Annotated in this window: 24 protein-coding genes and 1 riboswitch; of the genes, 14 read left to right on the forward strand and 10 right to left on the reverse strand. The window is 39.6% G+C overall.

The features are described from left to right. Positions 1 to 111: 111 nt before the first annotated feature. A riboswitch (Lysine riboswitch) is annotated at positions 112 to 290 on the reverse strand. A 156-nt stretch (positions 291 to 446) separates the two neighbouring features. From CUU64_RS06960 to CUU64_RS06970, 3 genes are all read right to left on the reverse strand, one after another. After that, positions 447 to 1871, reverse strand: a complete 1425-nt coding sequence (locus tag CUU64_RS06960) for an amino acid permease (protein ID WP_101632782.1) — start codon at positions 1869 to 1871, stop codon at positions 447 to 449. A gap of 761 nt (positions 1872 to 2632) precedes the next feature. Then, the gene (locus CUU64_RS06965) at positions 2633 to 3688 is read right to left on the reverse strand and encodes a two-component system sensor histidine kinase NtrB (RefSeq protein ID WP_101632789.1); all 1056 of its coding nucleotides are present in this window, start codon (positions 3686 to 3688) and stop codon (positions 2633 to 2635) included. Between the two features lie 402 nt (positions 3689 to 4090). Beyond that, positions 4091 to 5365 carry an ATP-binding protein gene (locus CUU64_RS06970; RefSeq protein ID WP_101632790.1) on the reverse strand — a complete coding sequence of 425 codons (1275 nt, stop codon included), beginning with the start codon at positions 5363 to 5365 and terminating at the stop codon, positions 4091 to 4093. A 476-nt stretch (positions 5366 to 5841) separates the two neighbouring features. Here CUU64_RS06970 and CUU64_RS06975 point away from each other — a divergent pair, with 476 nt between their 5' ends. The 5 genes from CUU64_RS06975 (at position 5842) to CUU64_RS06990 (ending at position 9313) form a co-directional block, all read left to right on the forward strand. After that, complete coding sequence (locus tag CUU64_RS06975) at positions 5842 to 6165, forward strand: hypothetical protein (protein ID WP_101632791.1); 324 nt, start codon at positions 5842 to 5844, stop codon at positions 6163 to 6165. A 124-nt stretch (positions 6166 to 6289) separates the two neighbouring features. Next, positions 6290 to 6442, forward strand: a complete 153-nt coding sequence (locus CUU64_RS21885; protein WP_180954489.1) for a hypothetical protein — start codon at positions 6290 to 6292, stop codon at positions 6440 to 6442. 144 nt (positions 6443 to 6586) lie between these two features. Then, a complete protein-coding gene (locus CUU64_RS06980; protein WP_101632792.1) occupies positions 6587 to 7216 on the forward strand; it encodes a bifunctional transcriptional activator/DNA repair enzyme AdaA in 630 nt (209 codons plus the stop codon). A gap of 13 nt (positions 7217 to 7229) precedes the next feature. Further along, on the forward strand, positions 7230 to 7769 hold the full coding sequence (locus tag CUU64_RS06985; RefSeq protein ID WP_101632793.1) for a methylated-DNA--[protein]-cysteine S-methyltransferase: 540 nt from the start codon (positions 7230 to 7232) through the stop codon (positions 7767 to 7769). Between the two features lie 128 nt (positions 7770 to 7897). Then, complete coding sequence (locus CUU64_RS06990) at positions 7898 to 9313, forward strand: Na+/H+ antiporter NhaC family protein (RefSeq protein ID WP_101632794.1); 1416 nt, start codon at positions 7898 to 7900, stop codon at positions 9311 to 9313. Positions 9314 to 9378: 65 nt separating this feature from the next. On the opposite strand, the gene sda is transcribed toward CUU64_RS06990, so the two are convergent. After that, positions 9379 to 9513, reverse strand: coding sequence for a sporulation histidine kinase inhibitor Sda (sda, locus tag CUU64_RS06995; RefSeq protein ID WP_101632795.1), 135 nt, complete (start codon positions 9511 to 9513; stop codon positions 9379 to 9381). Positions 9514 to 9776: 263 nt separating this feature from the next. Here sda and CUU64_RS07000 point away from each other — a divergent pair, with 263 nt between their 5' ends. After that, positions 9777 to 10118: a hypothetical protein gene (locus CUU64_RS07000; RefSeq protein WP_101632796.1), complete on the forward strand. Its 342-nt coding sequence runs from the start codon at positions 9777 to 9779 to the stop codon at positions 10116 to 10118. A 407-nt stretch (positions 10119 to 10525) separates the two neighbouring features. Here CUU64_RS07000 and CUU64_RS07005 read toward each other — a convergent pair whose 3' ends face one another. After that, the gene (locus CUU64_RS07005; protein WP_101632957.1) at positions 10526 to 11359 is read right to left on the reverse strand and encodes a protein-glutamine gamma-glutamyltransferase; all 834 of its coding nucleotides are present in this window, start codon (positions 11357 to 11359) and stop codon (positions 10526 to 10528) included. Between the two features lie 97 nt (positions 11360 to 11456). After that, a complete protein-coding gene (locus CUU64_RS07010) occupies positions 11457 to 11846 on the reverse strand; it encodes a VOC family protein (protein WP_101632797.1) in 390 nt (129 codons plus the stop codon). A 267-nt stretch (positions 11847 to 12113) separates the two neighbouring features. On the opposite strand from CUU64_RS07010, the gene CUU64_RS07015 reads away from it, so the two are divergent. Continuing rightward, positions 12114 to 13088: an MBL fold metallo-hydrolase gene (locus CUU64_RS07015; RefSeq protein WP_180954490.1), complete on the forward strand. Its 975-nt coding sequence runs from the start codon at positions 12114 to 12116 to the stop codon at positions 13086 to 13088. Positions 13089 to 13180: 92 nt separating this feature from the next. On the opposite strand, the gene CUU64_RS07020 is transcribed toward CUU64_RS07015, so the two are convergent. After that, positions 13181 to 14740: a class I adenylate-forming enzyme family protein gene (locus tag CUU64_RS07020; RefSeq protein ID WP_101632799.1), complete on the reverse strand. Its 1560-nt coding sequence runs from the start codon at positions 14738 to 14740 to the stop codon at positions 13181 to 13183. Between the two features lie 456 nt (positions 14741 to 15196). On the opposite strand from CUU64_RS07020, the gene CUU64_RS07025 reads away from it, so the two are divergent. The 4 genes from CUU64_RS07025 (at position 15197) to CUU64_RS07040 (ending at position 19488) form a co-directional block, all read left to right on the forward strand. After that, complete coding sequence (locus CUU64_RS07025) at positions 15197 to 16366, forward strand: acyl-CoA dehydrogenase family protein (protein WP_101632800.1); 1170 nt, start codon at positions 15197 to 15199, stop codon at positions 16364 to 16366. A gap of 11 nt (positions 16367 to 16377) precedes the next feature. Continuing rightward, on the forward strand, positions 16378 to 17538 hold the full coding sequence (locus CUU64_RS07030; RefSeq protein ID WP_101632801.1) for an acyl-CoA dehydrogenase family protein: 1161 nt from the start codon (positions 16378 to 16380) through the stop codon (positions 17536 to 17538). A gap of 349 nt (positions 17539 to 17887) precedes the next feature. Further along, positions 17888 to 18067, forward strand: a complete 180-nt coding sequence (locus CUU64_RS07035) for a hypothetical protein (protein ID WP_101632802.1) — start codon at positions 17888 to 17890, stop codon at positions 18065 to 18067. Beyond that, positions 18064 to 19488, forward strand: coding sequence for an amidase (locus tag CUU64_RS07040; protein WP_101632803.1), 1425 nt, complete (start codon positions 18064 to 18066; stop codon positions 19486 to 19488). Before CUU64_RS07035 ends, CUU64_RS07040 begins: the two co-directional genes overlap by 4 nt. A 444-nt stretch (positions 19489 to 19932) precedes the next feature. On the opposite strand, the gene CUU64_RS07045 is transcribed toward CUU64_RS07040, so the two are convergent. Then, the gene (locus CUU64_RS07045) at positions 19933 to 20721 is read right to left on the reverse strand and encodes a class I SAM-dependent methyltransferase (RefSeq protein ID WP_101632804.1); all 789 of its coding nucleotides are present in this window, start codon (positions 20719 to 20721) and stop codon (positions 19933 to 19935) included. Positions 20722 to 20965: 244 nt separating this feature from the next. On the opposite strand from CUU64_RS07045, the gene CUU64_RS07050 reads away from it, so the two are divergent. Together CUU64_RS07050 and CUU64_RS21890 are read left to right on the forward strand one after the other, a co-directional pair. Next, positions 20966 to 21154 (forward strand): hypothetical protein, encoded by a 189-nt coding sequence (locus CUU64_RS07050; RefSeq protein ID WP_101632805.1) that lies wholly within the window; start codon positions 20966 to 20968, stop codon positions 21152 to 21154. A gap of 37 nt (positions 21155 to 21191) precedes the next feature. Continuing rightward, positions 21192 to 21335, forward strand: a complete 144-nt coding sequence (locus CUU64_RS21890; RefSeq protein ID WP_180954491.1) for a hypothetical protein — start codon at positions 21192 to 21194, stop codon at positions 21333 to 21335. A 65-nt stretch (positions 21336 to 21400) separates the two neighbouring features. Here the strand turns inward: CUU64_RS21890 and CUU64_RS07055 are convergent, their stop codons facing one another. Next, positions 21401 to 22315: a DMT family transporter gene (locus CUU64_RS07055; RefSeq protein ID WP_101632806.1), complete on the reverse strand. Its 915-nt coding sequence runs from the start codon at positions 22313 to 22315 to the stop codon at positions 21401 to 21403. A 289-nt stretch (positions 22316 to 22604) separates the two neighbouring features. Next, complete coding sequence (locus tag CUU64_RS07060; protein WP_101632807.1) at positions 22605 to 24098, reverse strand: peptide MFS transporter; 1494 nt, start codon at positions 24096 to 24098, stop codon at positions 22605 to 22607. A gap of 287 nt (positions 24099 to 24385) precedes the next feature. Here CUU64_RS07060 and CUU64_RS07065 point away from each other — a divergent pair, with 287 nt between their 5' ends. Continuing rightward, on the forward strand, positions 24386 to 25255 hold the full coding sequence (locus CUU64_RS07065) for a gamma-glutamylcyclotransferase family protein (RefSeq protein WP_101632808.1): 870 nt from the start codon (positions 24386 to 24388) through the stop codon (positions 25253 to 25255). Positions 25256 to 25611: the final 356 nt, after the last annotated feature.

Raw genomic sequence — 25611 nt, forward strand, 5'->3', positions numbered from 1 at the left:
CCTTTCTGGATATCCTCTTGCTGCTCAAAATAGGAGACTATCTTTTTTGTCAAAAATAAGCACAAAAAAACACACGCTTGAAACGGTGTGTGTAAAAAACCGAATCAGACAAAAAGGGATAGTTCAACATAGCTTAACACTATGACAGTCCTGCACCTATTCGGTAACAGTCCCAGCTGCTATAACCAGAGAATTACAGCGCTTCGGCGAATCGTCCTTTCGTTTGACCTCATCGAGTTCCCTGACTCTCCATCAAAGTACTATTACTCTTCGCGACCTCTACCTCATCTTGAGCTGATGAGGGTTATATTCAATTACCTGTATAATACTACGGTGAATTCATAGTAGAGTCAATGGTATATTTTAGTTTAGTAAAGTGATAAAGAAGGGGGGCAGTCCCCCAGTGCATTAACGCTTTACTGCACCGGGGGACTGACCCCTAAATTTTAAGCGGAGAGGATTTCTTTTTCTGGAATTTTTGTTTTTTGAGGTTTAACCCATTTATAAAAAATAATTCCACTTACTAAGAGTGCCATGCCAAGAGCGAATGTTGTTAGATCCGCCGTGCCGGCGATAATGACCCATACGGAATAAATCGTGGCCAGTGTTCCAATCATTCCATCTTTGATACGGCTTTTTTTGTCTGTATAGGTTTCTCCGGTTATAACAAGCTTCAGCTGGAATATTGAAGAAATCAAATAAGGGACAAGGTACGCTAGTGTTGCAATGACAATTGCAAAATTAAACGCTTTTGAAATCGTGTTGGATATCGTTGAAAAGATTAACAACTGTCCAATTACATTTGTTATAATCAGGGCAAATACAGGAATTCCTTTTTTGTTCACCTTTTTGAATGCTGGTAGGAACAGGCCTTGCTTTGCCGCCTGATAAGGAACCTCGGCACTCAGCATAATCCATCCCAGAATCGAGCCGAATAAGCTGATCAAAGCAAATCCTGCAAGTACTTTTCCTGCAACCGGCCCCATAACCGTTGTAATAGCGTCGATTAATGGTTTATTGGAAGCAGCCAGCGCACTTGGGCTTAACATTCCCATAACAAGCGTGCTGATACCAATGTAGATGGCAAGTGCGATCATCAATCCAAGCATAGTAGCGCGTTTTACGTCCACTTGTTTTTTCGCGCGGGATCCGAACACAACGGCGGATTCCACTCCGACAAATGCCCATAAAGTTGTTATGGCTGCATTATTGATTTGGCTGAATACACCTATAGCTTGTCCAGCTTCATCAAATCTCGGTGCAACAAATGGCATGATATTAGACTTTTGAAAAGTGAATAAACCAACCACAATAAATAAAAAGAATCCAATTACTTTGCCGGAAGTGGCAACAAAATTCAGCTTTCCTGCGCTATCCATACCTCGTAAGATAATAAAATGGGTGCCCCATAAAAGAAGTGTACAAACAACAAAGGTTAAGGCATTGCCGATTTTTAATGTGAAGCCGCCTATTGAGAACAGCTCAGCCTGATTTACTAAGATAGGGAAAAAGGTAGACAGATATCCGGCAAAAGTTGTGATCACCGCGATATTGCCGGCTGCATTTCCTACCCAATAGCCCCAAGAAGCCATGAAGCCTGACAGAGTGGATGCATTACTTCCAGACTTAAATAATTCTTTTGCGTAAATTTGCGGGCCGCCGGTCAAATTTGGCTTCCTAATGGCTAAGTTGCCAAACACAAAAGCGAGCATTAATACCCCAAAGCCTGTTATTAACCATGCCGATAGGACACCGGCAGGACTTGCAGCTTCACTTAAAGATCCAGGCAACATAAAAATGCCTGAACCAACCATATTTCCAATGACGAGGGCTGTTAAAATCCACAGTCCTAATTTTTTATTTGTTCCCATTTTCAAGTTCCCCTTTCTAGTGTGTTCTTCTCGATGTGAAATAGGAGAGTTTATTTTAAAAAATTTTTAGTTGGCAGATGAGAATTTATTCAATCACCTGTAATAATATACGTGCATTTTTATAACAAGTCAATGGATTTTCTTGCATAAAGAATAGTAAGGTATATACTTTCAAAAGTGGAAAAACACAGATATGTTTGAATACTAAGTTAAGGAGATAAGAGTAGGGAAAACGAATTATTGTATTGCGTATCCGGCGGTAATATATTCTTATTGGCTATGTCTTTTTTGATTTAAATACGGCTAATTGAAATAGTTTTTTTATAAGGGACCTTACTTGGTGAAAAATAATACTGTATATTCTTCTTACCTTGTTAACTCATCAAGTGAATTCAAGCTTGATTATTCCTAATCTTAGAGTGAAATTATTGCAGAATATACGGTTCATGGATTATAAGAGCAGTGGAAGTCTATTGGTTACCTGAATAGATTAATCTCAAGCTTGTGCAAAATTGCTTTTCATAATGTTATGATGTTTGTTTGGTTTGTAGGGAGGTAGAAAAAATAGCGGCAGCTAACGAATATTCATAGGAGGAAAGGCGGTGATAGGGATGATGAAGGGTATAATGATTACTTCTAAGGTCATTTTAAAAAAGTAACATCGTTTTAAATCCTACTGATAATGAAGTTAAGAGGATATGCGATACCTTCCAAAAATAAAGGCATCGCCCGGTTTAAACTCATGATCTCTGTAGTTTCTATTATTCCCCAGAATAAGAAGGTAGCTGCAAATGGAAAACTGTCCCTTTTCCTATAGTGCTTTGGACAGAAATTCTTCCGCCATGTTCGTGAATGGTTGTAAATACCTGTGTCAGGCCCAAACCAGTTCCTTCGCTTTTGCTGGTGAAAAACGGTGTACCGAGCAATTTTAATTTATCGTGCGGTATGCCTACTCCCGTATCACATATTTTGATGCAAATTACTCCATCTTGGTAATAGTGTTCGACTTTTATCTTTCCTTTGTCTGGGATTGCTTCAAAAGCATTTTTAATAAGGTTGAATAATGCCTTAAGGAATAAATTCCTTTTGCCCATTATTTTCTTGTTTGAATCACTTATATCCATTTCTATTTCCACGTTATACAATTTATCCTGGAATAGGTTCACAATAGAATATAGTTCATTGCTTAAATAAATTGGAACAGTAGGTTCTTCATGTAAATCAGGTTTTGATACATGCAACAAATTCTCCAGCGTATCCAATGCCTTCTTCAATTCAGATTCAATCGTATATATATACGGATGTGGATTGGATTCCTTCATTAGTTGCAAAAAACCCTTCACGGATGTCAGGGGATTTTTGACTTCGTGTGCAATTCCTGCTGCTATTTGCCCTAGTGAAGCCAACTTTTCTCTATCATTCAACAGCTTTTCAGCCGTTTTTTTGTGTGTTATGTCCTGGATCACCACTTGGGCATATACCTTATCTTTTAAATAATAAGGTGCAATCCTGACTTCAACATCTATTATTACGCCATCTTTTCTTATCATTTTGGCTTCTGCGAGTTCCATTGACTCTTCTTGCTTTTCCAATACTGTTAATAACCTTTCTTTGCAGGTAGCATGTAATTCATGAGGAACAAACTCATGCATATTTTTAAATAGGATATCCGATGAAGATGTTGCCTTTAGCAACGTTAAACAAGCGTTATTACAATAAAGAATTTTGCAGTCTCCGTCTAAAATCCAGAACGAATTTAACGACCGTTCGACCAATTGGTGAAAATCGATATCATCACACTCAATTTGCAGATTCAAGTTAACCGCCCCATTCACATACAACTCATAAAACTTTTATTCATAAACCTATATAATCGATCTTATACTATTAGAACCTTTAATTGTGTTAACAATGTATATATATGTTAAAAATTTTACTATATTTATAGATAAGGTAACAATATTTTTCAGTATAAAGGCAAGTATATTTTTATATGAAAAGATGGCAGGAATTATGTAAATGATAATCTTTTGAACATTTCGATGCATTGTTGCTATTTCAAGGTATACAAATAAGCGGGAATCACCTTTTTGTCAGGAAGGTCATTTATACACCAATCCGAATGACATCTTTTTGGATGCAGGATAATTTAACAACAATTTAAAGAAAACAAAAATTTAGAAGAAGTAAAAGCCAGGGATCCCACCTTAACAACATATTTACGGGCTTTTATCGTCCGTAGTGAAAGGAAAGAGGATGTTAAAACTGGTACCTTTTCCTGGCTCGCTTTCTACTTTGATTGTTCCGTCCATCATTTCGATCAGCCGATAGCTTAGTGACAAACTGAGGCCGGTTCCTTTTTCTTTCGTTGAATAGAATGGTGTACCGAGGCGTTGCATTTGTTCTTCTTTCATTCCTATTCCGTTATCACAAATCTTAAGCAACATAGTTTTTTCTTTTGAAATTGTGGTTATTTCTACTTTTCCTTTGCCAGTAGAGGCCTCAATTCCATTTTTTAATATATTGACCAGACTTTGGGTCAGCTTTTCTGTGCTTCCATTAATAAATATGTTTGGAGTTACGTTGGATACAAGTTTGACATTATGAAAGGCTGCGTATGGAGACATCATAGAGAGTAAATTTGAAACAAGTGCAGAAATATCGATCTTTTCTAATTCCTCCACCTCGGGCCGAGCAAAGGAAATATAGTCGGATATCGTACTTTGTGCGCGGTCCATTTCGGATATAGCCAAATCTATGTAGCTTTGATTTCTTTCATTTGAAATCTCCTCCTTAAGCAATTGCATAAATCCACGGCTTGCCGTCATTGGACTCCTTATTTCATGTGCTATTGAGGCAGTAAGCTCCCCTAAAACGTTCATTTTTTCTGCGTGATGCACTTCTATTCGCAATCGTACAATTTCCAGCAATCGCTCAATGAGATAAATTGATAAGCATACTGTGAATAATGATACTCCACAAAATATTAAGATAAACAGATTGGAAGTCTTTGGAGCAAACCCGATATGTTGTGCTAATATGATGGGAAAAAAAGACATGCTGGCTACAATAATCGATACAAGGAACAACTTGTTTCTTAAATTGTATCGCAAAAAGAGAGGCCTTACTGAAATCACAATGGAAATAAATGCAGAGTAAAATAAAATTGTATTGAGGACTCCGCTGCCCCCTAGAAAAAATCGATAAACTACCATAATTCCTGTTAAGACTAGCCCTATCCAGGCTCCTCCATAAAAAGTGCCAATTAATATAGGTATTTGTCTCAAATCATAAAAATAACCGGTTGACTGAGAAACAGGGAAAGCAATACACAATAAAAGAGAACAGCTGCAAAGTAACGTAATGATGAACTGATTCCGCTTTACAGTCATTATTTTAATTCGGTTAATGTGATCAGCCCAAAAAATCTGATAGGCGAAAATTGAAAGAATAATGAACAACATATTGAGTAAGAATTCTTGGATTCCGAACAATTGTGGCTCCCCCTATTATGAAAAAACATCTATTTTATTGTAAATCCATTATCTTTATTTTTCTATATTTTTTACAGATTAACTAAAAAACGGTTATTGTTTAATTAGCCAGACCATGTTCCTATACCTTGTGGGAAGTAAAGAAACAAAACAGTTTAAGGATAAGGATTCAGATAAAGCATGTACTAGAGTCATTTAACCTTTTACAAATTAGCTAGTACGTTTATGAGAACTTCTGCAGAGTTTTACTCTCGAATAAAAGAGCCGGCTGCCATTGCTTTATTTAAGAAGAGTTACTTTTTTCTCGATATTTTTGAATACTATAGATTGTTGCTTTGGAAAGACAAAGCTTCAAATTTTTTACCAATATATTTTTTACTTAAAACAGGCCAAATGGAAGCTCCTTGAAATGCTCGTTTATCTTTTTTATTTATGGGGAATAAAAGGACTATGATAGGATAGGAGGGACAAGTTTTATGGCCAAATCAAAAAATAGTGTTTTGGGACTTGCTGCTTTGGGAGCGGCTGTCTATTTATTCCGTAACAAGGAAGCACGTGATAAAGTGTTTAATCAGGTTCAGTCAATGGTCTCCCCGGAGATGCGTGATAAAATCATGACGCAGGTTAGGGCTTTTACGGGAAATAGTACGGTAACAAAAACTGAGAAAACTTCGGAGAATATGTCTCCTGAACCAAACAGCCAGGCCTTAACAACTGCTGATACAATGAAAGCCCAAACTGAGGAAAGACTGGGTTCTCAAGACAATGACGATATAAAAGAAGTTAAAGTTACAAACTGATTACTCTGGTGTTAATAAATTACTTCTCATGAAAAGCTGTTTTTAGACAGCTTTTTATCTTTGTGAAAAGCGAAATAAGAGCGGGTTGTACTGTATAAAATAAGCAAGCGGAGGTGAACCAATAATGGAAAAAGAAATTTTAAAAAAGGCCAGGGACATGGACCGAGATGTGGAGTATGATTTTAACAATGGAAGTAGAATTAGAGATGAGGTTGATGAAAATCGACCGGGGTCAAGGAAAGGAAAGCATGGTGGACATCCACCTGATGTTGAATAAGAGAGGCCAACAAGAGGGAGTCCGACTGGGACTCCCTTTTTCAGTGTTTGATGTTAATCACGTTTAAGCCAAAGCAATTTCTATATCTTGCTCTTACATTCCTGAATCCGTTCACTGCGCTGGTATAAAGCGGTATACTAGTAGATGGAGGTACTCGAAATACAAGAGCCGGTTCTAGCGGATGATTCTATAGGACATGCAAGAGGGAATGGTTCTTTACCATTAACAGAAGAAAAATGGGAAGCTATTATGCATGACAATGTGGCGTACAACGGAAAGTTTTTTTACGCCGTGAAGACTACACGTATTTTCTGTAGGCCTTCGTGTAAATCCCGACTTCCTAATAAGGAAAACGTTCTTGTTTTTGAATATACCCAGCATGCCATTAAAGCAGGTTTTCGTCCATGTAAACGATGCAATCCAACCGAAGGTCTTTTACCAGATCATAACTGGGTCGCACTAATTATTGATTATATTGACACACATTATAGTGAAAAACTGACGCTTGAATCACTCGCTGCTGTTTGCCATCTTAGCCCTTACCATTTTCATCGGACTTTTAGAAGAATCAAAGGGATCACTCCGATTGAATATGTGCAGCAAGTGAGAATAACAAGGGCTGTGAAATACCTGATTGAATCAAAAGAGTCGATTGCAAATATTGCCGAGGCAGTCGGCATATACAATACATCTTATTTTACAACATTATTCAAACGGAAATTGGGGCAAACGCCTACTGAATATCGGAACGTAAATACAAAAAAAGAAAGATAAGAAGGTGATAAATTTGAAATTAAAAGATAAGCCGGCCATTTATTATTCCGAACTAGAGTATGGTGAGTGGAGAATTTACATGGCAGCAACGTTAAAAGGGCTTTGTTATGTAGGTTCTCAGGATAAAACATTTGAACAGCTATCTGATTGGGTTAAACGGCACTTTCCTGGCAGCCTTCTTTTACTGGATAGAGTAAAGTTACAGCCATATAAGGAACAGCTTATTGAATATTTTCAAGGTATTCGCCTAAGTTTTACCTTGCCATTTGATTTGCGGGGCACTTCTTTTCAACGCACAGTATGGGAAGCGCTTGGTAAAATTCCTTACGGGCAAACCTGCTCCTATTCGGACATTGCACAAGAAATCCAAAACCAGAAAGCCGTTCGTGCAATTGGTGCGGCAATCGGGGCAAACCCTGTGCTGATAACGATTCCATGCCACAGGGTAGTTGGAAAAAATGGGCGGCTCACCGGTTACCGGGATGGGTTAGAAATGAAGGAAAAACTCCTGCATTTGGAACAGGGAAATCTTCCCGTTACCTTGAAAAGGTGACCTTATTTTTTATTGGAGATGAAACTGTCTATTGGTCAACTGATAAAAACATAAATTCTTTTAATATCGTATAAATTGACCCAACCATCACACTCTAACGATAGACCATAATAGTTAGGGTGAAGACATTGCAAAGTGATTGGGTTTCCGTTATTCCCTTTTTAGTTGTGATTCCTATTGCCATGAAAACAAAACAGGTGCTTCCTGGTTTGTTTGCCGGATTACTGGCGGGTTCTTATCTTCTTCAGCCAACACTTGTTGGTGGTATGGAAAAAATGGTGCAATTCCTCATCAAGGGACTTGTAGATCCAAACAACATAAAAATCCTTATGTTTCTTTATTCTTTTTCTGGACTCATAGGAATGATCAAGATCTCAGGAGGAATACGCGGATTTGTTGAAGAAGCTTCTGCTCGGATTAAGACAAAAAGAGAGGCTTTGATTCTAACATACGTTTCTACTATTGGGACGTTTGCTGCACCTAGTTTTCGATTTGTGACTGTTGCGCCAATTATGCGTGCGCTTCTAAAAAAAGTGAACATGTCAACACAGGAATTAGGGTTTGTAATTGAAACCACAGCTGCCCCGCTGATTGTCCTTATTCCCATTGCTACAGCATTTGTCGGCTATATGACATCTATTGTTGATATTGCCATTTCGAATGAAAATATAGAAGCCGATCCATATAAGCTATTTTTAAAAAGCATTCCTTATAATTTCTTTTCATTTGTGATCATTTTGCTTGGGATTTACTTAAGCTTTTTCCATCATTCCAAATCCACTCAAGACAGCAATCCGGAAAAAGTCGGAAAAAAGGGAACGGATGGGGAGGATGACTGGCATAATTGTGATCCTGCAGTTTCAAGGGATTTGCCTTCCAAGCCTTTGAATTTGCTGGTCCCGTTATTTTTGGTGGTGAGTTTAACGCTGCTGCTAACATGGTGGGATGGCTATAAGAAAGAAAAAGGGATAGTCATTGCATTCTTAAAGGCGGATGTTATGGATGCTATGCTGATCTCGCTTGTTTTCACTACATTATTCACTTTCCTTTTTCTGCGCTTGCAGAAAATGAAAACGGCCGATCTATTGAGTAGCTTTATCACTGGAGGAAATGAGTTAATGTCAGTAGTTGTATTGCTGGCAGCAGTTTGGGGACTATCCTCAGTAACAGAGCAGTTGGGCTTTTCCGGTTTTATAGCGAACCATACAGGATGGATACCGCCATCCATTGTAGTCCCGCTTTTGTTTATCTTTGGGGCAGCCGTTTCTTATGTTATTGGGTCGGCGTGGGGAACCTGGGGAATTCTGATGCCGCTTGGAATTACAATGTCCCAGGCAGCAGGCGTTTCCCTTCCTCTTGTTATTGGTGCCGTTTTTGCGAGCGGAACCTTTGGGGCCTTTACCTCTCCCTTAAGCGATGACACAAACACGATTGCCAGAATACTAAACTTATCCGCGATGGAATACGCCCGGTTCAAATTAAAGCCAGCCTTGATTGCAGCAGGAATTACCGCTGTTTTATACGGAGCTACAGTTTTCTTTTAATAAAGAATTCGAACTCTAAGAATGAAAAAACCACCGTCCAAAGATTGGAAGGTGGTTTTCATAGTTCATCTGTTTTTAAATGGCTTTAATCCGCGTCTTTGAATTTCATCCTTTAAATACTTAATCAAATCCTGATCCTTATTCGACGATACAGCATCACGATACGAAACAACCAACAGCTCATTACTCATGATTTTCATAGTGCATGCCTCCCAGGTAGGATGGATTTGGTGCTCATTGCTATTGTAAATGTTTTGTTAACATTTGAAAAGACCGAAAATTCAATAAAATCAAAAAGGTACTTTTGGCGGATTTAAAAGATTAGGAATGTTACGCCACCAGGTTTATTCGGGCTAAAGAGACAGGATCCATCCCTGTGCTTATCTACCTACTTACAAATGCAATGCGGTGGGACTTGGTATTGGTTTGTCGTAATTTTGCCAATAAAAATTGAGAGACAAAAATGTTATGGGCTTTAATTAAATCTCAAGTTAAAGCAGGCAATAACTTAGCAATTGCTAACGATGTACATCTTGCCGAAGCAGTGCATTTAAAGGCAAGTTCGGTTTGTTGGGATTGGATAACCGCTACAGAAAATGCTATAAACAACCCTCAATCGAATGCTTCAACCTCTAAGATTATTGATGAGGCTGGAGTAGATGTTGGTTTAGGGGCAGTTTCTTTGGCTGGTGGCGTTATTGCCGTATCGCTAATGGCCAGTATTGAAACACCATTCATTGGTGTAGCTACTATAAGATTTGCAGCCTCCGTAGCCATAACGTCTTTATTTGAGGGATTAAGTTGATAAGGATGAAAAAACGGTGTTAACAATAACAAAAAATGGTGTTCAAAATGGAGTAAAAACGATAGCAGGCTGGTTTAAATAAAAATTTTATTAAGGGGTTTACGAATATTACATATTAGGTGGGTAGTACATGTTTAAAATTAGTAAATATGTAAAATACAGGCAGTTACCAAACCGTATAAGAGAACAATTAGAACCTTTCTCAACTTTGAAAAGCAAAATCATTATTAGTAGTTTTACAACCTAAAAAAGCAAGAAACCTTTAATAAAGCTGGCGTGGAATAACTTTAGAAGGTGAGTTCCTTACTTTTTAATGAGTAAAGGTGCCATACCCCCACTTAGATATTTCGCGGCGGGGGTATGGCACCTATTTCGTTCATACATAAAGGTACAGGGGACTAACCTCATTATAGTAAATATGTTGCTGTACCGATTTCTGCAACAATCAAGTTCGATTGCAGGGCATGCTGTTCACCGGGCATAGAGTTTTCTCGAGTAGCCGCCAGAGTGAATTGTCTGAAATAGGAACTTTCCAGACCGATAATATGCCGCGTTAAATAGGCTGATTGGACGGGATTTGGCTTTCTTTTCGTATTTAATACCTGAATAATTCCTTCCTTTGTCGTTATCCCAATGCCGTGTCCATAGAAAAGATTTTCCCCAAGCATGATCGCATTTTCTCCTTGCCACTGTGGAGTCTTGGGGTGATGGTCTGGATTTTTGAAGTACAAACAGTCTCCAGGCAGGTAATCGGTTCCCTGGTGAAAACGAAGCGCTAAATTCTGATGGTATTCCCAATCAAACAGGTAAATGCCTCTAAAAAGCCGATCAAATTGTTTCGCTCCAATCAGGTCCAAAACAGCCTTATAAAAAATGATCACCATGGCGGTAGCACACTCAAAAGCATAAAGTTTTCCATTTATATAAATATCTTCAATGGCTGTATGAGGCAAAGCGAATGGCTGAAGGATAAACGCTCCTTCGCTGGTAAGCCGCCAAAACTGAGGATTGCATTTGGAATAGTCAAACGTAGTAAATTGAGCTCCGCTTTTATGAAGCTTAAAAGCAGCTTCCATGATACGCAGACGAGTTTCCACCTCAAATTCAAGTTCCTCTATGCTATCAAATTCATACACATTACGGTACCTGCCCATGAATAGAAGGATTTCTGCGGCTCTGCCAGAGGAAAAACCTAGCTGGATCTGTTTGGCATCGACCAATTGCTGATTAATCTTAATCATGAACTTATCCGCCTTCTTCAGTTTTGTCATTCCTAAATTCGGGCTAATTGTTGTCATATTCAGTTTATTCCACAGGTCATTTAATGTTCACCAAAGTTTACTTTGCTTGCTCCACATGAAGTTCGATTAAATTTCCATCAGGGTCGGCGCAAAATATTTGCGCAAAGCCGCTCACACTTTTCGGATTTTCCAGTATTTCCAAATGGTGTGCCTTTAGCCAGCGCAAAGTCTCCTCATAGCTTTCTACCCTTAGGGCAAGATGCCCCTCTTTAGTATTTAGTTGTTTATCTTTGCGAATAGTTTGTGAATTTGGAAGCACGATCAAATGTAGCTGTTGATGCTGTCCGATTTGGTACCAGGCGCCTTCAAAATCAAAATCTGGCCGTTCTATTTCTTGTAAACAGAGTATGTCACTGTAAAACCGCTTTGCTTTTTCTAAATTGGTTACATTTAGCCCTACATGGTGAAGCTGCATATAATTGATCAATCGAGAACCCTCCTTTCTAGGTAAACCAGCACGAATTGTTTCTTTTAAAATAGTATCATAATTAGGAAAGAACTATCATTGTTTAGACTGGTACTCCGGTGAAAGTGACTTAATGCGATTTGAAATATACTCCAGCCATATATCTAACATCGTGTAAAATTCTAATAATAACACCCATTGTTTTCTAAAAGAGGAACAAATTAATATTCTGTTGTATAATAGAATACAAATACTGTAAAGAAGCTTAATAAGATGGGTGTGGTTATATTGAGAACATCACAAAAGATAACGGGTGTTGACTTGATTGAACTACCTACTGAATGGCCGGTAGGTCCGGTAAACGTTTTTCTAATTTATGGAGAGAAATTAACATTGGTGGATTGCGGGAGAAATATTGATTCAGCGTGGCGGCAATTCAATCTTGCGTTAAAAGATCGTGGGCTGACAATTATGGACATTGAACAAATCGTATTAACTCATCATCATGATGACCACGTTGGTTTCCTGGATAGGCTGGTGTACTTGAACCCTGTCCCGATCTATGCGCACAAGAATTGTCGTCCCTATTTGACAAAGGATGAAGGACATTTTGCAGGTGGTACTCAATTCTTCATTAACTTCTATAAGGAGTTCGGGATACCGGAGGAAGTCTCTAATGAACTGGCAAATCTAAAAGACTGGAACCAAGGCTTGGAGAATAAATTATATATCACCGAGGAGATAGATGAGGGTACAGCCATTCCTGGGCTGCCTGATTGGCAGGTGATTCAGACAAAAGGCCATGCGCAAAGCCACATAGCGCTTTACCGGTCAAGTGACCAGGTGTTAATTTGCGGGGACCATATAATCAAGCATACACCTGCAGGGGTTTTTCTGGAGGCGCCAATCCATCCGGAAACAGAGCGTAGCAAGCCGCTGAATCAGTATGTCGATAACTTGAAGAAGTGCCTGGAATACCCGATCACTATAACACTTTCCGGACATGGTGAACCTATTGTGAACACGCATGAGTTTATAAAGGAAACCTTGAAAAAGATTGAAAAAAGGGCGCAACGGGTCAAAGGAAAATTAGAAAATGCCAGAAAGACCGGTTATGAATTGTTGCAGGAATTGTATCCTGGCAGATATGAAGATGCCTTAATCTTGCTCGCATCCGATACAATCGGCTTATTGGATTATTTATTGGAGAGAGGGGATATATTCTCTGAGAAAGAGGATGGGGTCTTTTATTATTTCGCCTAAAATGAATGAGTGTTCAGTCGACAGGCGTTTAAGACGAAAAAAACAATCCCCCGTAAAACCTGGGGGATTGTACTTATAGGTAGTACTGCTGTTTAACTGACAGGCGAGTCAGTAGCCTCGTACATTTCCTTTAATTTTCTTTTTAAAATTTTGCCTACACCGTTTCTTGGCAACTGTTCTAAAAACACAACGCGTTTAGGGGATTTATATTTTGCAAGCTTTTGCTGGGAATACGCAATGAGTTCTTCAGCGCCGACCGTTTTCCCCGGTTTCCGGATGATACAGGCAACTACTTCTTCACCCATTTTTTCATCTGGAATCCCAATCACCGCTGCTTCTGCTACCGCGTCATGTGATGCAAGCACTTCTTCAATGTCCCGAGGATACACATTGAAACCGCCTCGGATTATTAAATCTTTTTTTCTGTCCACGATATATAAATAGTCCTCATTATCCATTGTTACTAAATCGCCAGTATAAAGCCAGCCATCCCTAATGGTATTTTTCGTCTCGTCCTCCAGACCATAATAACCTGGTGTGATATTATCTCCTTTGACAATCAATTCACCGATTTCTCCTCTTGGGACTTCCCTCCCGTTTTCATCTACAACGCGCACCTCGACACCAGGAATTGGAACACCGACGGACCCGGGTTTAATTGGCATACCTTCTCGATGAGCGGAAACAACAGGTGCGGCTTCAGAAAGGCCATAACCTTCCCTGATTTCAGCATTGAACTTGTTCTTGAAAGCCTCAATTATAGCTACTGGCAATGCAGCTGACCCGCTTGCAACGGATTCGAGGCTTGAAAGGTCATAATTATGGGCATTTGGAGAGGATACCATTCCATAAAGCATAGCGGGAACAGCTGAGAAACTCTTGACCTTAAACTTTTCGATGCTTGCAAAAACTTGGTCCACGTCGAATTTAGGGAAAATAACGACAGAGCTTCCTAAAAGAAAGCAAGAATTCATCGCCGTAAACCCATAAACATGGGCCAAAGGCAAAACGCCAAGGGTAGTCCCTCGTCCTCCGTCTGCGCGGTCCTTCACCAATTCATAGGCAGAATTGGCACTGCTATAAAGATTTTTATGGGTGAGCATAACCCCCTTTGGCCTGCCAGTTGTACCTGAAGTATAGAGGATGACGGCTACATCATTTTCCGATGCCATGGCTAATTGTTCCAAAGAGGCATCCATGGCTTCCATTTCTTTATACAATTCGATGATTTCGAAGCCTTCATAGGCGTTTTTGTTTTCCAATGAATCTACAACGATGAATAATGGTTTGTAAGAAAGATTTTTAGAAGCTTCAATCATATTCGGAAGGACTTGAGAAGATGTAATGATTGCTTTAGCTTTCGAATCATTTAAGATGAAGTGGATTTCATTAGGGTGGAGTAGGAACATAACCGGAATGACAATGCTACGGGAACGTAAAATGCCTTGATAAGAGAATATGACCTCCGGACAATTTGGCATACTGACTAAAACTCTTTCTCCATCGGCGATGTTGCGGTTTCTTAATAGAATCGAGATTTTCTTTGCCATTTGTTCCACATCAGTATTGGTATATTCCTTATTTCCGAAATACAGAAAAGGATATTCCCCGTAATGTTCCTTCGTATGGTCTATTAAATTAGTTAAGAGCATTTTAAACCTCCTTCTAAACTATAGTAAATGGAAGTAACTTATTTATGGATTTTATCAGATAAAACAATCTAATGAAAGCGTTTTCCGAAAAGTTTTTTACGTTTATTCATCCCTTTCCTTGTATTAAGTATATTGGTATGTACTTGAAAAATGACAGGTTTCGGGCCTGTAAAATTACTAGACTTGATGTATAAATGGCGACTTAGCCATTTTTTAGAGTAACCTGGATTAATTTTCTGTAGTGGAAAGAAAAGATCTTACACAAACACGTAAAAGAATTTAATTCAGCTACTACTTATGTTAAAAGGGAAAGGAAATTTATAGAAAAAGTTTTTACTAGGAAAAATAAATATGGTAAAGTGGGATAAATAGTTTAAATTTTCAGAATTATTTTCGACAAAAGACGACATAACCCACAAGCTGAAATATAAAAGATTTTTAGGAGGGATGAAAAAGATGGATTTAGCTTTTAGCAAAGAACAGGATGAGTATAGACAACATGTAAGGGAATGGTTAATCAACAACATTCCAGAAGGATGGGGAACACCGGAATTCGATTGGCCAAATGATGAAACCGAGAGAGGAAAGATTCTTCGGGAATGGGACCGGAAATTATATGAAGGCGGTTTTGCCGGTATATCTTGGCCCAAGCAATATGGCGGCCAGGGTTTATCTCATGTAGAAGAAATCATTTACGATGAAGAGGCAGGCAAACTTAATGCCCCAAGTGGTTTAAATGTACTAGGCAAATTGCTCCTAGGCCCCACATTGCTATTGTTTGGAACGGAAGAGCAAAAACAATGCTTTCTTCCTCCGTTGCTGAAAGGAGATGAGGTCTGGTGCCAGGGTTTTTCTGAACCAAATGCAGGGTCTGACCTTGCTGCCATCCAGACACGTGCCGAACTGCAGGGCGATAAATGGGTGATTAACGGGCAAAAGGTGTGGACCAGCTTTGCCCACCATGCAGATTGGTGTTTTGTATTGGCAAGAACGGACCATGAGCTGCCTAAACATAAAGGCATCACATTCTTTTTAGTGCCGATGGATACGGAAGGAATTACTGTTAGGCCTCTCGTTCAAATAAATGGAAACAGGGATTTTAACGAAGTGTTTTTTGATAACGTTTACATACCTAAGGAAAACGTTGTTGGCGGCATCAATAATGGATGGAATGTAGCTATGGGGACGCTCGGGTTTGAGCGTGGAACGTTGGCGCTTGGACGCCAGGTGCGCTTCCAGAATGAGTTCAATACATTGGCCCGGATAAGTTCATCGCTTAAAAAATCTGAAGAAAGCTATTACCGGCAAAAAATGGCGGAACTATTCGCTGAAATCCGCATCCTGAGATACCACGGCTTAAAAACGATCAGCCAGCTGCTAAATGAAGGGAAATTAGGGCCGGAAGCTTCTCTGCAAAAACTATTTTGGTCGACCATGCATGTAAACTTGGGGAAATTAGGCTTGGAAGTACTTGGTGACCAAGGGCTATACATCGGAAAGGAAAGCATAGGTCGCGGCGTTTTGCAGGACATTGATCTGGGATCGCGTGGTGCGACCATCTATGCAGGTACAACGCAAATACAAAAAAATATCATTGCCGAGAGAGTACTCGGCATGCCAAAGTGAGGTGCTTGTAAATGTTTTTTGGTTTTACTTATGAAGAAAAAATGCTGAGACGAAGTGTAAGGGACATGTTTAAGTCCCGCAATACATCAGAGCATGTCAGGACCTTTATGGAAAATCAATTATTGCCAAGCCAGATGCAAAAGCTTCTTGCAAGCCAGGGATTGTTGGGAATTATTGATTTAGACGGTGCCGCTGAAGAAGGAAAAGGGCTCATGAACGCGATTTTGGTAGCCCAGGAAGCAGGACGTTATTTGTTGACTTATCCTTTTGTTGAAGCCATGGCTGGGTTGGCTGCACTTAAAACCTGCAAGCAGCAAATACGGTTGGCAGAGGAAATTGAGGCAGGAAATAAAGTATTGACCGTTGCTTGGGTGAATGTTGATGCCAAAGTGAAAAAGTCTGAGGATGGATATGTGCTAGATGGAACCCTTAGAGAAGTGCCGTTTGCAAAAGATGCTGACGTGATTTTGGCTAATGTAAGAGTTGCCGGAAAAGGGTTTACGCCCGAGGAGGAAGAGACGCTTGTTGTGATTCACGCAAAAAGTCCAGGCATCATTATCCGAAATACTTATTCAATAGATGAGACGTATCCACTTTATGAAATAAGTCTATTAAACTATCCGATTCAAACGGAGCAAATTGTGCGAGGGTTCGGCATGGGGCAAGGCCACGCCCTTATGGAGAAAATAAAGAGGATAGGAGCCCTTCTTGTGTCTGCAGAACTTGTCGGCTGCTCGGAAAGGGTTTTATATGATACGGTGGAATACACAAAGCAGCGAAAACAGTTTGGTGTTTTGATTGGCACTTTTCAGGCAGTGAAGCACATGGCAGCCGACATGTATTTAAAGGTGGAAAGTGGAAAAGCCGCTGTAGAATACGCAGCTTGGGCAGCCGACACAGAGAATGAAGATGCGGAATTGGCAATTTCCATAGCCAAATCCTATACATCGGATGCCGCCATCCAGGTATGCGGCGATGCCATCCAATTGCATGGAGGCATAGGTTTCACATGGGAAAATGATATGCATTTATATTTTAAACGGGCAAGGCGAAGTGCGGCTGTCCTTGGAGATGTGTATTCACATCGCGAAAAAATTGCAAAAGCCGCAATCGATGAAGCCATAAGCCAGCCGGCATCAGCTTCTAAGATGCCGAAGTCTGTACCTGTTTAATTTCGTTGAAAAAGGCCGGGGGCATTCCTTAAAAGGGCTTGCCCTTATTTTTGATTGTCCCGATTATCGTCTGAAGGTAAAACCGGTGAAGGCAGCTAGAATGGCCAGTACTTTCTTGAACTTAAAATTAAATAGGATTTACAATAAGTTATCTCTAATTGCTCAACTTTTGCCTAACTGATCATTTCCTGAAAGGAAATACATGAAGATAGAATTTTTTTAATAGTTAGAATATTTTGCGGCTAAAGCAACATTAATGTTACACTAGTATGGTAAACTAGCGTAGTTGTTGCCCTGCTTCATTTCATTTAGTTACGCAGGTTTTTTAAAAAAGAAAAGGGGGATAAAAATGGCTGAAGACATACTTAAAATCCTGGAAAGCAAGAACATTGTTGTACCTCAACACCACATTGAACCTTTATTGGCACAATGGCAAGGCTATCAACAATTAAAAAAGAATGTGGATGCAGTAAAACATGCAGACTATGATATCGGATTAACACATATCCCTGGAGGTGACAGAGCGTGAATCAAGAACTTTCAGCAAAATCGATTCAAGAATTAATGCCGTTAATTCGTGATAAAAGCATTTCTCCAGTAGAAGTGACAAAATCTGTATTAGAAAATGTAGAGTCCTATGACGATCAAGTGAATGCATACATAGAAGTTCAAAAGGACGAGTCAATCAAAGCAGCCCAACAGGCTGAAAGTGAAATCATGAACGGTAACTACCGAGGACAGCTACATGGGATTCCAATGGCTCTGAAGGATATATTATATTTTAAAAATGAAAAGGCAACAATGGGGTCCAAAATCCATAAAGATTTCATAGCTGGTTTTGATGCCACAGCAGTATCGAAACTCAAAGATGAAGGAACCATTTTTACAGGTAAACTTAATATGCATGAATATGCCTGGGGTGCTACAACGACAAATCCTCATTTCGGTGCAACTCGAAACCCTTGGGACTTAACCAAAATCCCGGGAGGCTCAAGTGGAGGTTCAGCAGCAGCAGTTGCCAGCGATATGACGATTGCTTCCCTGGGGACAGATACAGGGGGATCAATAAGGATTCCGGCTTCCTGCTGTGGCATTATTGGTTTAAAACCGACTCACGGAAGAATTAGTAAATATGGATGCTTCCCATTATCTTGGTCCTTAGACCATATTGGCCCAATGACAAAAACAGTATATGATGCTGCATTACTTCTGGAAACTCTTTCTGGCTACGACCCGCAAGATCCAACTTCTGCAGATGTCCCCAACAAGAATTTCACAGATTTATTATCAGACGATATTAAAGGTACTGTTATCGGTATAAATGAGGAATATTTTTTTAACAATGTCGACAGTAGAGTTGAAGAAAGTGTCAAAAAAGCCATACTTGAACTGGAAAAATTAGGAGCAAAAATTGAAACTGTCCGTATTCCCGCCCTTGCGCTTTCTGAATTCGCCGAACTGGTTACGATTACGACCGAAGCTAGTGCCATCCATCATGATAACCTGATTTCACAGCCAGGGAATTTTGGTGATGATGTTCGATTTTTACTTGAATTTGGAGAGCTTATCCCTGCTGTCGATTATTTAAAGGCTCAGCAAATCCGTCGTCAGCTTAGTAATGATTTTGCGAAGGCATTTAAGCAGGTGGATGTGCTGATTACTCCTACGTTGCCTTTCCTCGCACCTAATATTGGTGAGCTAACTGTGAATATAAATGGAGTACAATTAAGTTTTCTTGACCAGGTTATCCGTTTTACAGGTCCAGGAAATTTAACAGGCCTCCCGGCTTTAAGTATTCCGTGCGGGATTGCTGACGGCCTTCCGGTAGGACTGCAAATTATGGGACCCGCATTTAAAGAGGAAAACGTTTTAAAGGTAGCGTATATCATAGAAAAGCTTAACCTCCTGCAAGGGAGGAAAGCAGATTTGCGTGGGGCCGTTTCTAGCTAATATTTTTGGAGTATTTGGATTGGTTTTGTTTCAATGGCGATTTATCTGAATACACAAGAGGGCTTTCAGAGACATGCTTCTGCTGCAGTAAAAACGGGCTGGTTTGATCCTTTTTGATTACAGACAGAACCTAAGGTTTATCGCTAGATCCTGAAGATATCAGCCAAACACCCGATTATCAGCTAATTCTAGGTATATCAGCCAAACACCCGATCAGCTAACTATAGGATATATCAGCCAAACGCCCAGCTAACTTAAAGGATATATCGCCAAAGTCCAAACCTGAAATGTCGGTAAATTTGTGATATGGCTTGAAGTGGTAGTTGAAGCTACTCTGTAGCATGAAAAAAGGTATTCTAAAATATGCAAACACAGTGAGGGGGGAGGGATGATTCTTCCCTCTCCTTTTCATTCATTGTAATACTAATATAATGGAAAGATTCGTTATTCATGCTTTTTAACTGCAAGAACCATCCATTCATCTATAGTTAAGGACTGAATTTCGCCATTTGTTGTCTCTATGGAGAAATAGCCCTTGATTTTTTCATTAGCAGAAAGTACATGGGAATCTACATTTTTGATTTGTTCTTCAGATGTTGTTGTACGTCTGACCCAATCAGGGTAAGTAAATGTCTTCTTGCGGGGCGCTGCTTTGAGTAATATTAAGCCCGCAAGCTCCAACCATTTTGTCCATTCCTTGACGGAATAACTGCGTACATGGCTATCATCACGTAATTTTTCGAGTTTGTTAACAAAATCATCCAGCTCTTGTTCTGCGGGAGCAACATTGTCTATAAGAAGAAATTTACCGCCCTGCTTAAGTACACGAGCAGCCTCTTTAACAAATTCTTCAGGATGGGAGAAATGATGGGGTGCAATCCTGCAAGTTACCGCATCAAACGTGTTATCTAAAAATGGCAACGACTCTGCATCCGCTATAACATAAAACACATTTGTTTGTGTTTGTTCCAAATGGCGTTTGGCGGTTTCCAGCATCTTGAGAGTGAGATCCGTTGCAAACACTTGGGCGGCATACGGTGCAATAGCTTTTACTACATGGCCTCCCCCAGTTGCGATATCGAGTACGATTGATTCTGTTTTTAGCTTGAGCCAGTTAGGCAGAAGGGCAAGGTCAGACCCATTTGAATGGGTTGTGCTTGTTACATATTTTTCTGCATATTTTCCAAATTGCTCCTGAACTTTCTTTTTAATGGAATCATCTTTTTCTTTCATACGAACATTCTCCTTTTGGAAAAATTGTTAGAAAAAATTTGACGATAAAATAACTTTATATCATTTTTCTTTGAAGTCCGTAACAATTCCTTCTATTTTATATGTAGTGATAAACGAATAAATGTTTTGATTTCATGCTGGAACTTTCATCAATCGAGAGAATTTATACAGAGCATACTCTTGTATAGGAAACATAGAGAAAGCAAATTATATAAACGAAAATTTGGAATAGAGGGTGAGAAGTATGTCGCAGGATCACGTCAAAAAAGCGGACCGTCTATCAGACAATAATGATGTTCAGCAGCCTTTGAAGGCCACAGGAACGAATGACACGGGCTTTGATTGGGCAACAGATGGTGCAAAACTAGTGGACAAGCCTAAAAAGGGTGATACCCTAATGGGGGAAGACGGCATCACAGGCCGTATTCGATAGGTTTGCTTATTCCATAAATGAAAGACTGGAGGCGAAAATGTTGAAAACAAAAGATGATTTTTCTAAAGGCGCAAAAGTGACACAAGACAACCAAATATTTGCCGGCGGCGGGAAGAGCAAAAGTGAGAGGACAAATCAAAGCAATTCAGGCAGCTCTAATGGTTCCCAAAATACAAAATAAACTAAAAAAGGAAGGCGAAGATATCAAATTCTTGGCCTTCCTTTTTTACATGTGTTGAAGCTGGTTTAAATACTTTTCGTTGACTTTATTTCGATAACCGGTTTCACAGAAGGCATATTCGCAATAAACACTCCAAGCAATACTAACACGCCGCCAATAATCTGGCTAAGCAGGATTTCATCACCTAATACAAAATGGGAAGCAAGTATGGCGATAAACGGCGGTATATTCATGAACATGGCGGCAGTTCCGGCCCCGACTGAGGCAATGCCGTTATTCCACCAGAAACCGGCCAGTCCCTGCGCGATAACCCCTGCTGAAATGAGCAAGACCCATAGTAGCGGTGAATGGCTTATTTCCCAACCGCTGATCAATCCTTCAACGCCTGCGGCCGGAATCATTAGCGCACTTCCAAGCACCGTAGAAAAAATTGTGACAGCGAATGAATTCATCGTTTTTGTTAAGCCTCGGACAAATAAAAGGCTAACCGATAAACTTACCATGGCCAGCACTATGTTGAAATCTCCCCATGAAATGCCCAAAGATCCTTGGGAAATCCCTATGATTGAGAAGACACCAGCCAAGCTGATTACAGCCCCTGCAGCTTTTTTACCTGTCAATTTTTCTTTAAATACGATTCGTTCAAGGATGATTGTAGCGATCGGAGACATGGCGATAATCAAGGATGCGTTTCCTGGAGTGGTGTGATTTAGCCCTGTAAAATAAAAGGTTTGATTAAGGAGAGTTCCAAAAATCCCGACACCTGCGAGGTATTTCCATTCAGTGGAAGTAGGGAACTTCATCCCTTTATGGATGAATGCTACACCAATTAAAAATAAAGATGTAAAACAGATTCGTACCGTTGATAAAAAGACAGGGGAGAAATGCCCAAGCAGATATGCGCTAATTGGAAAGTTAAATCCCCATAGGACTGTTACCAGAAATAAGCTTATAAAAGCTTTATTAAAACCAAATGACATAACAATTGACACTTACCTTTCTTTAAAGACGTATAACATACGTAAATCGTTTTTAATTATAGCATGGATCCTCATTAAATAATCCTAAAAATTTCGGGAATCGAAAAATATTGTTGGAATAATTGCTAGTAGTATGGATTCTGAAATAGTTAAATCATCTGCTGGCTTACTGATTATTTGAATGTTGAGTATTTTTTCGTTGGCATTTAGCTTTACAGAGTAATTACCAACGAAAAAAAGACAGGGTGTCCTTTTTGGAGACCCTGTCTTGGGCAATCGCGCTTTTGAATTAGCGGATCCCTTTCATAAAGCTTTGAATTTTTGGAGATATTGCTAATAATAGGACACCAAGCACAAGAGATGCTACACCGATTCCTCCGAAGTATGCAATTTCATTATCAGCAGAGTAGAATCGAACAAGCTGGGCATTTAGCGCTTGAGCTGCTGCGCTTGCCAGGAACCATAAGCTCATTGTTTGTGCTGAGAAAGAAGCGGGAGCTAATTTGGTTGTAGCGGAAAGGCCGACAGGGGACAAGCATAACTCCCCTAGTACAACTAGGAAGTAGCTTAGTACAAGCCACAATGGATTTACTAAAGTATCGTTGCCGCTTAGGTATCCAGGCAGCAAAATAACAAGGAACGAGAGACCTGCAAACAATAAACCAAGTGAGAACTTTTGTGGAACCGTTGGCTGTCGGTCTCCCATCTTAACCCATAACCATGCAAATACGGGTGCCAGGATAATTATGAACAATGGATTTAGCGATTGGAACCACTCCGGTGCAATCGTGATTCCAGCAAATGTTAAATCAGTACGTTTATCAGCATAGTTGGCTAAGATGGTAGAACCTTGTTCCTGGATTGCCCAGAACATTACGGCCGCGATAAATAACGGGATATAGGCGATTAATCGTGAACGTTCAACGGCGTTTGTTTTCGGGCTGCGATACATAAAAATAAAAAATGCCGTTGGAATAAGAATACCAAGGATGCCGACCAGGTTAATAAAGCTATCTATTGTTAATGCATTACGAGAGATAGCAAGGGCAATGATAACTGCGAGAATGACAATGGATAAACCAATTAATGTGAAAACTTTCTTCTTTTCATCCGAAGATAGAGGATTGGCAGGAATTGTTCCAGCCAGGCCTAGATTATTCTTCTTAGTTGCCATAAATACGATAAGGCCCAATAACATACCAATTGCGGCGGCTGCAAAACCTACGTGGAAATTATAATTTGTACGGAGTGCCCCAACAATTAATGGCGCAAGGAAGCCGCCCATGTTAATTCCCATATAGAATATTGTAAAACCAGCATCACGGCGGTTATCATTTTCAGCATACATTTCCCCTACAACACTCGAAACGTTCGGTTTTAATAAACCAGTACCAATTACAATCAAAACCATGGATACGAAAAACATTTCAAGGCTTCCGGGAAGAGCTAACACAATATGCCCGAGCATAATCAAAATACCGCCATAGAACACAGCTTTGGATGTCCCAAAAATCCTATCGGCTAACCAACCGCCGATAATTCCGGACATGTATACCAGTGATCCGTATATAGAAACGATCGCCATTGCTGTCGTTTCATCTAAACCTAAACCACCTTTTGATACTTCATAATACATATAAAAAACGAGAATCGCTCTCATTCCATAATACGAGAAACGCTCCCAGAACTCAGTGAAGAAAAGAGTGAACAGACCCTTTGGATGTCCGAAGAAACCCTTTTGAGGCACACTATCCACAATTTTCTGTTTATTTATTGATGACATTTTTCTTCCTCCTTTAACATTATTCTATAATAACGAATTACTTTTCTGTGTGTAAATAAAATAATCTAATTTTATGTAAAAAAATACTTCAAATACATGAAAACAGTGGAAATACAATATATTAGAATAATATTTTAATTGTTAATAGTAAGAATATTTTGATGATAATAGTACATATAATCATTTGAAGAACACTTAAAAATTCATATAAGCCATTATTTGGTTGGGAGGAAGTTCTGGATGTAAACCACTAATTCGTCAATGGAAGCATTAGGGAGAGTGATTACATGAAAGATAAAATTATGGTTTTTGTGTACGGAACTCTTCGCAAACATGAGAGGAATCACCATTTTCTTGAAAATGAAAGGTGTTTTGCGGAACAAGCTTGGATGAATGGGAGGCTTATGGAATCAAATTCCGGGTTGCCGTTTTTAGAAGTATCGAAAGAAGGAAAGGTCTTTGGAGAGTTGTATGAAGTGAGTTTCATTCGGCTTCAACACCTTGACTGGCTAGAAGACTATGAGGGTCCCGGGAAAGATAATTTATACGATAGATTGGTACAAAGGGTGTATACCAATACAGGCTCCTATGATGCATTTGTTTATGTAGCGCCTTCTGGAGGCAAACTTGAAGACATGAAAGCTATTAAAGGTGGAGACTGGAGAGTACATCGGTTTCGAAAGGAAAAAGCAAAATATATATACTTCGCTTATGCGAGCTGTATGGATCATGAACGGTTTAAGTCGTCCGGAGTAGATCATCTTTTTCAAAATATTAAGGGATGCGGGACACTGCGTGGCTACTCTCTTAGGTTTACCAAGAAATCATATGACGGCGGCCGCGCTGATATCGTAGAAGAAGGGGGCGTGGTAGAAGGGAAAGTGTACGAAGTATCACAGGAAGGCCTCGATTATTTATATATGCGAGAGGGAGTAGGGTTAGACATATATAGGCCTGCATTGGTGGATATCGAAATAAACGGAAACACTGTTGAAAATGTGGTGACATTTATAGTAGTAGACAAGGATGAGGAAACCGCACCGCCTGTTCATTATTTAGAGGAAATATTACGCGGGGGGAGTGGCCTTCTTAGTGATGCTTACATGCAAGAACTAAAAGATAGGCTGGAAGTAAACTTTCATCTCAAGATAGAATAGAAAAAGCAAAAACCGCTGTTTGCCTAACCTCCTATGAAAACTTTGAAAAACAGTTACTACAGTAAATTTATAGAACATACCAAAACTACAAGTAGACTATCGAAAAACAAACGTGGCAGCACCTAAGTACGCGAAGAAGTTTTCTTAATAATTTTGGAGACTTACAACATTTAATAATAAAAATAAGTTCCTGGTGCTGAGGAGCTTATTTTTTTTATTATAATACACCCCTTTAGCGGGTTGCTTTGAAAACAATTACTACACCTGCAATTGAAAGAAGGGATATAGAACTCAAGAAGGAATACGCTTTACAACTATGTTTACAATTAGATTCTAAAAAAAGATTTGCTACAGAA

Origin of the sequence: Bacillus sp. V5-8f, from assembly GCF_002863565.1 — a bacterium.
Taxonomy (GTDB): domain Bacteria; phylum Bacillota; class Bacilli; order Bacillales; family DSM-1321; genus Peribacillus.